Below are 12,033 nucleotides of genomic sequence, written 5' to 3' on the forward strand. Positions count from 1 at the left end.
CAACCGCCATCTGGCACAACTGGACCACCGGAGCCCCAGCCAAACGATCCCTGACCGCCTACGACCACTGAGAACATCGGACTCATTCATCTAGGTGGGCAGGCTGAAGGCACGGGCCGCTTCGGCGAGAATGGCGGCCCCGTGCTGGACGACACCGAGGTCTCGCATTCGCTGGCTGGGCCGCATGTCAATCACCTGAGCTCCCCTTGATCCATGTCGCGTTCGGGCCGTGCCCGGAAACGCCACTCCAAACGGTACCGAGCGTGCAGGGCGGGTGTGGTCGTGATCCACGTGAAAAAATTGCCGTATCTCGCCATCGTCGCTGCGGAGGAGAGGGGTCCGCAGTGGGGAGGCTTCGGCAGTCATTGAGGTCTCGGTGCCCCACACAACGGGGTCCAGGGCGGTGGGGAAGGCGAGCTGCACTTCGAGTTGCTCGGTCGGCAGGCGTACGGCTCGCTGGAACCAGTTGCCCCACTTGTCGTCGCTCACCGAGTACGCGTACTCGATCCACACGGACTCGCCGGGGTAGAGCGGGAAGCGGCCGTGTTCGTTGTCGAACAGTAGCCACACTTCCTTGAAGGCATCGCGGTCGTGCTTGGCCTGCCACCGCATTGCCCCCTCGGCAGGTGGCCGTGAGAGCGAGTTCATCCCAGGTCAACGGGTGGGCCCGGTAGTGGGCGTTGGACTGCTCGGGGTCGCCGGGGTAGCGGTCCACAGAGATACGGATCAGGTAGCGGGTCACCGGCCCTTCAGGCTGCGATGGCCAGGGTTGCGTTGTGCCCGTCGAACCCAAAGGAGTTGCTCTACCCGGCCAGCGGACATTGGGGCAGCGCGCGTGGTGCTCCGGCCGCTATGTCCAGATCGATCTCTTCGTCGGTGGTGTCGGTGCTGAGGGTGAGCGGGGCGATGCAGTGGCGGAGGGCCAGCAGGGTGGCGATGGATTCGACGGGGCCGGAGGCGGCTTGCAGGTGACTGATCATGGAATTGGTCGGCCCCCGCCGCGTCCTCATCGCCCCTTCGAGGGGTCACAACACGGTGACGAGTCCGGCCAGACGGTCCTTGATGTCGTGTCCTCATCGACCGTTTTCAAGACCCAACCTCCAAGGATCGTCTGAACTCGGCGGCAGTCATGAAGGCTCTGGACATGCGGGAGGAGCCGGAGACTATGGTCAACCGGCTACTTCCTGACCAGCAGGCCAGGGAGATCGAACGGGGCGATTCGACCCGTGTCAGGGTGCGTTGTGGCTGCGCGCCGTCCGCTGTCTGTTGTGCTCCATCGTTCTCCCCCGTTCGGCTGACGATTGCAGGATCACCGCGAGCCCGGTCGGGGATAAGGCTTTTCGGCGGCGGCTCGCCCCCGCCCGTCGGTCCGAACTCGCCCCGCCGGTTCGGCCGTACCACCGCCCCGCTCGTGGTCGGCACCTCCCGCCGTCCCGGTACCGGCTCTGCGGACAAACCGGTACCGAGCCCCGCGGTCACAGGCCGGTGCGACGTCCCCCCGACGACCGGGCCACCAGGTTGTACATCCCCCAATGGCCGCCGATCCCGGTTCGCTCGGTGAACGGCGCGGCGGCGTTGCCGGTGCCCGTCGCGGGCCGGGGGTACCCGGTCTCCTCACTCAAGGCGATGTAGAGATGACGCTGTTTCCAGTTGAGTGAAAGTCGGTGGTCCCGCAGTGCTGCGATCGGTGAGTCCCGGTGAGGTGACGACGGCAATCTCGTGCCTGTGCGGCCTGACCGCCGTTGGAATCCGTATACGGGGACGGGTAGCCCTCGCCCGCGAGCACCGGCGGGCCATGGCTGCCGTGATCACCGCGGTCGCCGGGAACAGCCGGCCGGCCAGGGCCCGGCAGCGGGCACACGGCGGCGTGGAGTGGTCCATCGACTTCCGAGCGGAGAGCGGGGCCCTCGCAGAGGGCGGGCCCGGCGCATACGAGTCTGAGACCGTGAGGCCGGCAGGCAGTGGAGAAGGCCGGTGAGTCAAGCGGAGGACGAAACGTCGGCCCAGTGGGCGGGAGAACGTGAACGCAGAGACGCCATGCGAATTTTCTACACGATCCATCACCCCAAACTGGCGGCGTTCGTGGCCCGGCGCGTAGAGGGACAGTCGGGAGCCGAGGACGTGTGCCAGGAGGTCTGGCGCCTCTTCTTCATCAGGTATGACGCTTACCTTAAGGCGTACGACGAACCGGTTAAGGCTCTCTATCCGATCGCCCGGTGCCGCATCGCGGAGTTCTGGAATCGGCGCGGGCGGATGCGGGAGGACCCGTTCGAAGGCGAGGACTTGGCACTGCTGACCCATGCGATGGCCTCCGACCTGCCCGTCGGCATCGAACGTCGTGTCGATGTAGAACGCGCTCTGGCCTGCTTACCGGAGAGGCAACGCGAGGCTCTGCATCTGCACCACATCGACAACCTGACGGTCTTGGAGACCGCGGTTCTCATGGGCATCGGAGAGAACGGCGTGAAGAAACTGCTCAAGAAGGCCCTGTCCACACTCCGTGCGACACCCGCCCTTACGGCCTACCGGCCGACAGCCACTTCCCAGGAGGTGCCCAAGTGACCAGCGACGCCCAGCACCAGCGCCACGTCAGTGATCGGAGCGACAGCGGCTTTGACGCCGTCATGGACAGTATTGACCGTCTGACAGCCGAAGAGCGTGCGACGCTCGCCTTGCAGGCCGATCAGGCCGAATTCGGCCACGAAGCCTACGCGTTGGCTCTTGAGCTTCTCGAGCAGGGGCATCGGGAGCGCGCGCTGCGCTGGCTGCGCGCAGCCGCCCGCCATCATGTGGCAGGAGCACAGCGGGCACTGCTCCCCCGGGCGGTTCCCACGGCCGCGTCCGATGATTTGAGGCCGCTGCCAGCGTTGGCGGACACTCTTCCGCCGGCTCCTACGTCGGAGCGCGTGACAGCAGACAGTGGCGACGCCCCTCCCGCCGCCGCGGAGCCCGCTGCCAGTGCCGGCGCCGCCCCGCGTCCCCGGCTCTCGCCGGTTGCTCAGCGCATCGTCTTGGGGGTCAGGCTGCGGGACCTCCGTCAGTCCAGGCAGGTCGGTCTTCAGCAGGCCGCGGCAGCGATGCGTTGCTCCGTAGCCAGGATCAGCCGAATGGAGTGCGGCCGGATCGCCTTCAAGGATCGGGAAGTCCGCGAACTGCTCACCCTGTACGGGGTAGACGATCCGGACGTGCGTCAAACCCTCCTGGAATTTGCGCGGGCGGCAAATGAGAGGGATTTGTGGAGCGAGTACGGCGACATCACGCCACCATGGCTGCGGACGCAGTTAGCGCTTGAGCAAAGCGCCACCCTCATCCGCACCTTCGAGGTGCAATTCATCCCCGGTCTGCTCCAGACGGCGAAATATGCCGAGGCCGTCACCAGGCTCGGTAATCCGATCGCACCCGAGACGGAGATCAACCGAAGAGTGAAATTGCGCATGAGGCGACAGAAACTCCTTTCGGTCCCGGAGGCTCCAAAATTCTGGGCCATTGCGGATGAGGGGGTGCTGCGCCGTGAAGTAGGTGGCCCGGACGTGATGCGGGAGCAATTGGAGCATCTCGTCCAGATGTCCGGGCTCCCGAATGTCTGGCTCCAGATCCTGCCGTTCCAGGCGGGCGGGCACGCCGCGATCGGCGCTCCGGTCACCATCATGCGATTCGCGGAACCCGAACTGTCCGATATCGTCCACCTGGAACAACTTTCCGGTGCCATCTACCTCGACAAGGCGGATGAGGTCCAAAACTATCAATGTGTAATGGATCGATTGGCTGCTTACGCTGAAACTCCTCACGAAACCGCGGAGCTCCTCTCCCGAATCGTCGAAAATTCTGATCCAGCCGCAGCCAATGATTCCCCGAACGCGGTACCAGGGATGCAGGAGCGGGCGTACACGGGATTCATGGAACGGCTTACGGGCAAGGCTCTGAACCCGAACGACACGGAGGGATTCATTGGTAATCTTATTGCCAGCGGCAGCTGAGTTCTGCTCGTCAAAGAATCCAGGTCGACGCTTTCCTCCGGGGGCTCTCCCCGGTCGGCGGCCGTCCTGGAGAATGAGCGGGTGGACGAGATCGAGCAGGCATACAGGGAGGCCCCCGGCGCGGACGACGGCGAGATGGAGACGGATACGGCCACCTCGGTGCCGGACACGCTCGGTGAGGAGCGGGAATCCCCTAGCTGATCGTTTCAGAATGAGAGCACCGCAGCTCAGCTGGCCAGCGATTTCTGGCGCGTGACGGCACATGAGGCATGTACAGGTGCTACGGCGATCCGATCGAAATCCGCTTGCAGCGCACAGCTGCGGTAACCCGAAGAATGGCCGCCATGACCAGCGCTTGGACCATCTCTCCCGAACCCTCCGTTTGCTCCGTCGCGCTCGCCCTGTGGCGCGCGTATTACACAGAGGTGAGTGACCGCTGGTTCCAGGTGCACGAAGAACGGGACACCCCCCATCGACGAGTTGGAGCGCGAGGTCGTCGCATCAAACGACCACGCCACGCTCACGCCCCCTCCGGGATGCTCCTACTCGGTCGGTACGAGGGAGAGCCCTCGGGCACGGCCGGAGTGCGCCTCCTCAACGGCTGCAGCACGGCACAGGGGGAGCCAGGGGAACTGGCCGCTGAGCTCAAGCGGCTCTTCGTACTCAAGGAAGCACGCGGCACCGGCGGCGGCCCGGCCCTCCTCGCGGCCGCTGAGGACGCGGCTCGGGCGCTTGGTGCCCGCATTATGCTGCTCGACACTCGCAGCGACCTGGCGGAGGCGTGGTCGCTGTACGAACGCAGCGGCTACGAACGGACCGCGCCGCACAATCACGAGACGTACGCGGAGCGCTGGTACCGCAAGCGCCTGTGAGCCGGCCCCAAACACCAGGCGTCGGCACGGGCCCTCCGACTCGCGCCAGCGACGACCGCGATGAAGTCCTCATACGCCTCGATCTCCGAGCTGAGGAAATGACATGCTCCTGAGACAACAGCCAAGCGACGCGGTCTGAGACAACGAGAAGAATCGCAGGTCACAGAGCTGCCACCTGACAGCGAAGCTGAGAACCTACAGGAGTGGCTGTAGGGTCTCATTTTTCGTGGCCGAATCTATCGCAATGTGACCTCCCGGCCGGTGCGCTCTGGCAATGGCGTAGCGAGGTCGAGGTGCTCGTCGGGCAGGGGGTGCCGGAGGTGGAGGAGCGCAAGAAGGTGCGTGTGCCGGTGCTGACGAAGCCGGCGATCCAAAGGCACCTCAATGCGATCAAGGGTGATTCGCGGTCTGGTGGTTTGGCGCCGGGAGTGCTGGGGCCGGCGCGGCTGTGTCCGTGTGGTGGCATGAGGTCAACACCTACGCGTTCCAGTCGGCGTTCGGCGGATGCGGACCGGGGCTGGAGGGCTGGCTGGATTCCCTGCGAGGGGCTCATCAGCCCTAAGGGTTGTCCCGTAAATGATCTACGGCGTGCTGGTTGAGCAGCTCGTTTCTCCTTTACCCGGCGAGGGTGAGGTTGTGGAGGCGGGCGATGCCGAGCATGGCTTGGTGGACGCCGTCGCCTTTCAGGCGGCAGTCGCGGAGGATTTTCCAGCTCTTCATGCGGGCGAAGGTGTGCTCGACGCGTGCACGGACTGTGCGATGGGAGGTGTTGTGCTCCTCTTTCCAGGCCGGGAGTTCGACCTGGCCGGGTTCCCGGCGGTGCGGGATGACCAGGCCGGTGCCCCGGTAGCCGCCGTCGGCGATCACCGTGGTCCGTCCGACGGCACCCTTGGCGCCGGACAGCTCCCACGCCTTGCAGTCGTTGCGGTTTCCCGGCAAAGGCCGGCCGACCGCGACGACGAGCCGGGTGTCGGCGTCGATGACGACCTGATGGTTGGTCGAGTAGCGGTAGTTCTTCGACTGTTCGGCGACACTGTGGTCGCGGGTGGGCACCAGGGTGCCGTCGACGATCAGCACGGTGTCCTTGCGGAACCGCTTACGGGGCTGGAGGGCCAAGCGTGGGCCAAGGTCGTCGACGATGCGGTCGGCCGCCGACTTCGACACCCCGAACAGCGGCGCCAGCTGCCGCAGTGTCAGGTTCGTCCGCCAGTACGCGGCTACCAGCAGCACCCGGTCTTCCAGGACAAGTCCCCACGGCCGACCTTTGCGGACAGGATCCACACCCTCCCGCCGCAACGCGGCCACGAGCCTGCCGAACTGACGCAGACTCAGTCCGAACGGACCTATCCAGGACGACTCCGACGCCGTGATCACACCAGCCACGACGTGATCATCTCACCCGTGACCAGCAGTTACGGGACAACCCTTAGAGAGGGCGGGAATGAGAAATGCTGAAATTTCCGGGCGCTCGTGCCGTGTCGCTGGCAGCGCCACTCGGAGTTGGTTTGCTGCTTGGCCTATTAGGCCCTATCACTGGCAATTGGGACAATCCCGCCGGTATAGTCGTGGATGTCGTTTTCTCCGGCGGGTGGCCATGGGTCTGTTACGCATTCCTGGTGGGTTATTCTCGTCAATCTAAAATTGAATCAGTTCTTCTTGCTCCTTTTGGCCTGGCTGTCGGAGTGGTTACTTACTACCTATTTAAGGATTTGATTCTTGTCGCTCCGGGTGGATTGCAAGCCGGCGCCTCAGGTGCGGGCTCTAAAATTGAGGCATGGGGAGTGCTGGCGTTTGCATTCGGGGCACCTCTTGGGTTTCTGGGTAACGTCGCGCGGGTGCCAGGTGTGGGCGGCCTCTTCTTTCGGCTGCTTATTCCGCTCGTGGCCTTTTATGAGGCCTCTAAGCGTTTGACTGGTGAGTCGCGTGGGCAAGGTTTGGTTGTCATAAATACCTGGAATGCTGTTCGGTTCATCGCAGTTGCTGTTGCGTTCGCTCTGGTGGGTCACGCAATCTGGAGTTGGTGGCGTGTTCGACGTACTCGTTCTTCGGGGTCTGAACCTCGATCCACCGCGTGAATTCTGGGGTGTCGGGCGGGTTCCGGGTGTTTGGACGGCAAAGCGGCCAGCCTCGTCCTCATCAGCCCTAGAGGGTTCGTAACGCGGTGGCCGCCGACTCGTGCGCCGCTGGTTGATCCTTAACCGTCGGTAACCCTGTCGAGAGGTCGCAAGCGGATACGGGCGGAGGCCACGCAGTGTCATGGGTGGGGCGGAGTGACCGGCCGGCATTTGTCCGCTCCGACGGCGTCCGCCCTGCCTCTCAGCCTCCGGGTCTCATGAACTGCTGCATTGTTCGCCGCAGTAACTTTCCTCACCTCTTCCTGCGGAAATAGACACCGGTGTCGCACTCGTCGGCCCCAGGGCTCATCACGCAGAGGTTTACCGTGTTCCCCATCTTGACGACGGCGAAGTCGTACGAGCAGGAGAGATTAGAATTCTGACCATCCCCCAACTCTACCGAGAGTTCATCTCCCGATCGTGCAGATTCCGCTGCGCTATAGGTGGAAGACGTTCCCTCTTGCTTATAGAAGGCCCATGTTCCCGCGTGCGACAATTTTTGACAGGGCTTCTGGAATGTTTGTCCGTCACGCGTATTCTCTGCGCCACTCATTCTCAATGAATGATCTCGAGAGAAGCGGATAGATGTCCCTTCGCTGGTCTACCATTCACCCCATATGTGCTCCCTGGTCGTCTTCACCTTGGGTGGCAGTACGGAGCAGGTCGTGAGCGCCATGGCCGTGATCGTTGAAACGGTAATCAGTCGCAGCGAAAAACGTATCACTGCCCCTCCAGTTTCTCTCTTTTAGGCTTTTGCGCCAGCAGGATGGGGATGTGTGAACTTCTCATCAGTATCTCACCGGCTCCTCCCAATGGAAGACTTCGTGGATTGTCCCCAGGGCGCCTATCGGGGGTTCTGGAATCCAGTACATGTAGGTCAAGGAGTGGAGGTCTGTCGCGTTGTACACGAAGAAAACAATCCGTGCGGAGCGTGTCGTTATTCACGGAGGTGATCATGCTGGATCCGGAGCTGCAGCCGGTCCTCGCCGCCCTGGCCGCGTCTGCTGATGCGGCAGCCCCAACTCGTCGACCGCACCCAGGAGCGGGCGGACAGGGCGGCCCGCAGTAACGCCGCCCGGGACAACCTCACTGACCCCGCCCCCGGGACGGTCGAGAATCGCAACGCGGAGGCCGAGGCGCGGGTTGAGGCCGAGGAAGCTGCTGGCGATCACCCTTCGGGGCGATCGAGAACTTCCTCGACTGCGCCGATGGGGCAGGTCAGCCGGCGTATTCGCAGGCTTCCTGTGCCAGCCATTCGTGGAGGTCGCTTGCCCACTGCTGGGCCCAGCTGCTGAGTTCGGTGGGCTCAGCCTGTCCCGAAGCCGTGGCCGCTCAGCCCGACGACGAGGTCCCCGCCGCCCGTGGCACCGGTCTTCGTGCCCGCGCCGCGGGTCGGACGCCGCGCCCGCCGCGCCCGAGCCGGCTGTCGACGACGTCGGCTAGGAGCAGGAGTTCGTCCTTGAGGACCTGACCCGCGAGCAGGTCCGCGACCGGCGGGGCCGCGCGTTGAAGGACCCGCAGGTGGTGTTCGACCACATGGTCCGGTTCGGCGAGACGTCGGCCACGAGGCTGTTCACGGGGCGCTTGGTGGACCGGGCACAGCACCTGTTCACCTCGACCATTGGTGTGCGGGGTGCGGCGGTTGGGCGCACGGGAGCGGTAGGGGAGTTGGTCGCGCTTCGTGTCCAGGATCCGCGGCGCGCGGCGGTGGGCGTCGATGCGGGTGTCGGAGATCCGGATGACCCGGTGCGCGACCTCATCGTGCATCGCACGGGGTGTCCTGCACGCGGGGGCTGCGGCGCTCGGAGCGGCTATCCGTTCCTGCTCCAGTGGCTGGTCAGGGCTCCGGTGGAGCGAAATCCAGGTGCGTATGAGCTGGTTCGCACTCGTATACTCGTGCGAGCTCGTGGAGGGGGAGGTGGAGACAGTGAAGCTTGCTGAGGCACTGGCAGAACGTGCGGAGGCGACGCGTCGTGTAGAAGAGCTCCGAGCGCGTGTCGTCAGCAGTGCGCGGTACCAGGAGGGGGAGACACCCGCTGAGGATGCAGCTCAGCTGTTGGCTGAGGCCGGTGCGGTGCTGGATGCTCTGGAAACGTTGATTCGGCGGATCAACCGGACCAATGCCAGCGTGGATATGGGTTCGGACGGCACGCTCACCGATGCCCTCGCACGCCGGGATGTCCTGCGGTTGCGTCACTCTGTGGTCACCGCGGCGGCGGACGCGGCGGCGGGTAAGGGTGAGCGGGGATACGGCCGGCAGCTTCGGTCTGAGCTGATGATGCTTTCCGCGCTTTCGGTCGCGGAACTGCGCGGTCAGGCGGATGTACTCGCCCGGGAGATCCGCGAGGTCGATGTGCGGATCCAGCGCACGAACTGGGAGGCCGATCTGCTGGACTGAGCAGTCCAGCAGGCTGGGACGATGTGGAGCAGGTAGCAGCTTCGGAGGCGTGCACACACCGAGGGCTGGCGGTCTTCCAGCCCACTCCTGGCGCGTGAAGAGCAACGCTGGGGTTCGACTCCCCATTAACAGTGCAGCTCAGCACCGCGCACAGGTAACGGTGCACATTGCACAGCACATCACCACGTGCAGATCCGAGGCAGCGAGGGCGGGTTCGGGGCTTTCCACATCGCAGCCTGGCGACCGTCCTCCGGGCGGTCGTCGCAACCGGTCTCCTCGGCAACCTCCCGGATCACCGCATCGAACGGATCCTCCGCGTGCTCGACCCTGCCACCCGGGAATGTCCAGTTCTTTGAGACGTGATGGGCGAGCAGCACCCGGCCGTCCTCGGCGCACACGGCGTACGCCGCCGGCCGAAAACTCATCCCTGTACCTCCCGCCGGACGCCATCCCAGCGTGCAAGATCCGCGCATCGCTAGGCACCGGCAGGACGCCCTAGTTCCATTTCTTACGGATCTAGCATTGCGAGGTGAACGTCAACAACATGCCGGCTGCCGAGGTGTCGGTTTCCCCGGAGCTGGTGCGCCAGTTGCCGGCCGACCAGCACCCCGGTCTGGCCGGACTCAGCATCGAGGTGCTGGCCAACGGCTGGGACAACACGATCTGCCGACTTGGCCGCGACTACCTGATGCGTCTTCCCCGGCGGGCCGCGTCCGCCGGACTCGTGGCGCACGAACAACGCTGGCTGCCCGGCCTTGCCGGCCACCTTCCGCTGCCTATTCCGGCGCCGGTTCGCACCGGTCAGCCGGGACGCGGGTACCCCTGGGCCTGGAGTGTGTTGCCGTTCCTGCCGGGGGAGACCGCGGCCCGTACGCCGCCGGCCGATCCGGGACAAGCCGCGTTGGCCCTCGGCGGGTTCCTGGCGGCTCTGCACCTACCGGCATCGGCCGATGCGCCCGTCAACTCTGTGCGGGGAATACCGCTCGCCGGGCGAGCCGCCAAGGTGATGGCCCAACTGCCGCACCTGGACGATCCTGTCGAACGGGCCGCCGTGCTGCGGGTGTGGGAGAGCGCCGTTGCCGCGCCTGAGTGGGATGGCCCGCCGGTGTGGCTGCACGGCGATCTGCACCCCGCGAACATCCTGGTCGACCGCGGCCGGGTCAGCGCCGTGATTGACTTCGGCGATATCACCGCCGGAGACCCCGCCACCGACCTGGCGGTGGCCTGGATGATCCTGCCCTCCCCGCAGCGCGAGGAGTTCCGGTACGCGTACGGTCGCGCCGACGACAGCACATGGACACGTGCACGGGGGTGGGCGCTGGCCCTGTCCCTGGTTTTCCTGACCCATTCGGCCGACAACCCACTGATGTCCGCGATCGGCCGCCGCACCTTGAACGCGGTGCTGGAGCAGGATCCCGGATCGCCGTAGACGCGTGAAGAAACCCTTCTCAGCAGGGCGTCAGCATCGGCGCCGACGCGGTGCAGCTCGTCATCGAGCTGGTCTCGCCCGGCACCAAGACCAGGGACCGCAAACTCAAGCCGTTGCTCTACGACGACAACCTCGAAGCCGGAGACGCCTCGCCGGGCTGCTTCTCGTCCTCTCCGCACAAGAGCCTTCGGCGACAGACCGGTTGACCACCGAGGACGTCGAGGCCGGCGCTCACGAAGTACGTCTCCACCTCGGCAATGCACCCGTCCATTTGCCCGAGCCCGTCGCCGATCTGGCCCGAGCGGTCGCCGTGAACCGCAAGGGCCACGCGATTGTCGGCGCCCTGGCCCCGTCACCATGGCTCTTCCTGGCAGCCAGCCCGGACGACCGATCAGCACCACCCAGCTGACGCAGCGCTCAACCCTCGGTATCCGCCCCAACCACCGAGGTCAGCCGCCGCACTTCACCGCACCATCCGATCCCCTAAGCAGGAGCAACGACATGAGATTCGACGACCACCGCGTGGTCATCACCGCCGCCGGCCGCGATTTCGGACGCACTTTGGCCATCCGTCTCGCGGACCTCGGCGCCGAAGTCTTCCTCTCCGCGCGCACTCTCGCCGCCGCTGAGCACGTTCGCGACGAGATCCGCGACCGAGGACACCAACAGGTCCACGCCTTCGCCTGCGACCTGACAGAACCCGCCTCGATCCGCGACTTCGCTGCCGACGTCGCCCGGCACACCGACCGCGTCGACGTGCTGATCAACAACGGCTCCCGCTACCTCGAAGGCCCAGACCTCCCATCCGCCTCCGACGCCGACGTCGTCGACACCATCGCATCCGGCGCCACCGGCACCGTCCTGACCGTGAAGAACTTCCTCCCTCTCCTGCTCAATTCCGACAAGCCAGATGTGGTGACCATGGTCTCCGCCTGCGGAACGGCCGGCCATCACCGCTCGGACGCACACGAAGCCTTCTACGCGGCCAAGAGCGCCCAATCAGGCTTCACCGAGATCCTCTCCAAGCGCCTGCGGCCCCAGGGGGTCCGGGTGATCTCCCTCTATCCGCCCGACTTCGCCAACCCTGACCCGCTCTCCGAGGAGTGGGAGACCACACCGCGCGATGCCAAGGACACCCTCACCGCACAGTCGCTCTTGGAATGCGTGCTCTTCGCCCTCGCCCAACCGCGCGACTGCTTCATCAAGGCGTTCCACTTCGAACAGGTCTAATTCCCTTCCTGGC

12 protein-coding genes and 1 pseudogene are annotated in these 12,033 nt (G+C 65.1%); 8 read left to right on the top strand and 5 right to left on the bottom strand.

Annotated elements, in window-relative coordinates:
* Positions 1-90: 90 nt before the first annotated feature.
* Entirely contained in the window at positions 91-612 is a 522-nt protein-coding gene (locus ACGFNI_RS31720; protein WP_393688569.1) for a hypothetical protein, read from the bottom strand.
* Positions 613-803: 191 nt separating this feature from the next.
* Positions 804-980, bottom strand: a complete 177-nt coding sequence (locus ACGFNI_RS31725; RefSeq protein WP_393688571.1) for a hypothetical protein — start codon at positions 978-980, stop codon at positions 804-806.
* A gap of 994 nt (positions 981-1,974) precedes the next feature.
* Here ACGFNI_RS31725 and ACGFNI_RS31730 point away from each other — a divergent pair.
* From ACGFNI_RS31730 to ACGFNI_RS31740, 3 genes are all read left to right on the top strand, one after another.
* A complete protein-coding gene (locus ACGFNI_RS31730) occupies positions 1,975-2,562 on the top strand; it encodes an RNA polymerase sigma factor (protein WP_393688573.1) in 588 nt (195 codons plus the stop codon).
* Complete coding sequence (locus ACGFNI_RS31735) at positions 2,559-3,977, top strand: helix-turn-helix domain-containing protein (RefSeq protein ID WP_393688575.1); 1,419 nt, start codon at positions 2,559-2,561, stop codon at positions 3,975-3,977. Before ACGFNI_RS31730 ends, ACGFNI_RS31735 begins: the two co-directional genes overlap by 4 nt.
* Before the next feature lie 344 nt (positions 3,978-4,321).
* Positions 4,322-4,849: a GNAT family N-acetyltransferase gene (locus ACGFNI_RS31740; protein ID WP_393688577.1), complete on the top strand. Its 528-nt coding sequence runs from the start codon at positions 4,322-4,324 to the stop codon at positions 4,847-4,849.
* Positions 4,850-5,464: 615 nt separating this feature from the next.
* Here ACGFNI_RS31740 and ACGFNI_RS31745 read toward each other — a convergent pair.
* Positions 5,465-6,232 carry a transposase gene (locus ACGFNI_RS31745; protein WP_393688579.1) on the bottom strand — a complete coding sequence of 256 codons (768 nt, stop codon included), beginning with the start codon at positions 6,230-6,232 and terminating at the stop codon, positions 5,465-5,467.
* A 233-nt stretch (positions 6,233-6,465) separates the two neighbouring features.
* Here ACGFNI_RS31745 and ACGFNI_RS31750 point away from each other — a divergent pair, with 233 nt between their 5' ends.
* Positions 6,466-6,924, top strand: a complete 459-nt coding sequence (locus ACGFNI_RS31750; protein WP_393688581.1) for a hypothetical protein — start codon at positions 6,466-6,468, stop codon at positions 6,922-6,924.
* Between the two features lie 1,371 nt (positions 6,925-8,295).
* Here the strand turns inward: ACGFNI_RS31750 and ACGFNI_RS31755 are convergent.
* A complete protein-coding gene (locus ACGFNI_RS31755; RefSeq protein ID WP_393688582.1) occupies positions 8,296-8,730 on the bottom strand; it encodes a hypothetical protein in 435 nt (144 codons plus the stop codon).
* A 160-nt stretch (positions 8,731-8,890) separates the two neighbouring features.
* Between ACGFNI_RS31755 and ACGFNI_RS31760 the strand changes: the two genes are divergently transcribed.
* Positions 8,891-9,361 carry a DIP1984 family protein gene (locus ACGFNI_RS31760; RefSeq protein WP_393688729.1) on the top strand — a complete coding sequence of 157 codons (471 nt, stop codon included), beginning with the start codon at positions 8,891-8,893 and terminating at the stop codon, positions 9,359-9,361.
* A 260-nt stretch (positions 9,362-9,621) separates the two neighbouring features.
* Here the strand turns inward: ACGFNI_RS31760 and ACGFNI_RS31765 are convergent.
* Positions 9,622-9,786: pseudogene (locus ACGFNI_RS31765) on the bottom strand (NUDIX hydrolase); the annotation flags it as partial.
* Between the two features lie 104 nt (positions 9,787-9,890).
* Here ACGFNI_RS31765 and ACGFNI_RS31770 point away from each other — a divergent pair.
* The 3 genes from ACGFNI_RS31770 to ACGFNI_RS31780 all read left to right on the top strand — a co-directional run bounded on the left by ACGFNI_RS31770 (position 9,891) and on the right by ACGFNI_RS31780 (position 12,020).
* Positions 9,891-10,790, top strand: coding sequence for an aminoglycoside phosphotransferase family protein (locus ACGFNI_RS31770; protein ID WP_393688584.1), 900 nt, complete (start codon positions 9,891-9,893; stop codon positions 10,788-10,790).
* Positions 10,791-10,840: 50 nt separating this feature from the next.
* Positions 10,841-10,996, top strand: a complete 156-nt coding sequence (locus ACGFNI_RS31775; RefSeq protein ID WP_393688586.1) for a hypothetical protein — start codon at positions 10,841-10,843, stop codon at positions 10,994-10,996.
* A 295-nt stretch (positions 10,997-11,291) separates the two neighbouring features.
* A complete protein-coding gene (locus ACGFNI_RS31780) occupies positions 11,292-12,020 on the top strand; it encodes an SDR family oxidoreductase (protein WP_393688588.1) in 729 nt (242 codons plus the stop codon).
* Positions 12,021-12,033: the final 13 nt, after the last annotated feature.

It is taken from the genome of Streptomyces sp. NPDC048644 (assembly GCF_043199105.1).
Taxonomy (GTDB): Bacteria; Actinomycetota; Actinomycetes; order Streptomycetales; family Streptomycetaceae; genus Streptomyces.

Coding starts and splice junctions, on each gene's coding strand:
- ACGFNI_RS31720 (WP_393688569.1), bottom strand. CDS start 612: ATGCGGTGGCAGGCCAAGCACGACCGCGATGCCTTCAAGGAAGTGTGG.
- ACGFNI_RS31725 (WP_393688571.1), bottom strand. CDS start 980: ATGATCAGTCACCTGCAAGCCGCCTCCGGCCCCGTCGAATCCATCGCC.
- ACGFNI_RS31780 (WP_393688588.1), top strand. CDS start 11,292: ATGAGATTCGACGACCACCGCGTGGTCATCACCGCCGCCGGCCGCGAT.
- ACGFNI_RS31740 (WP_393688577.1), top strand. CDS start 4,322: ATGACCAGCGCTTGGACCATCTCTCCCGAACCCTCCGTTTGCTCCGTC.
- ACGFNI_RS31755 (WP_393688582.1), bottom strand. CDS start 8,730: ATGCACGATGAGGTCGCGCACCGGGTCATCCGGATCTCCGACACCCGC.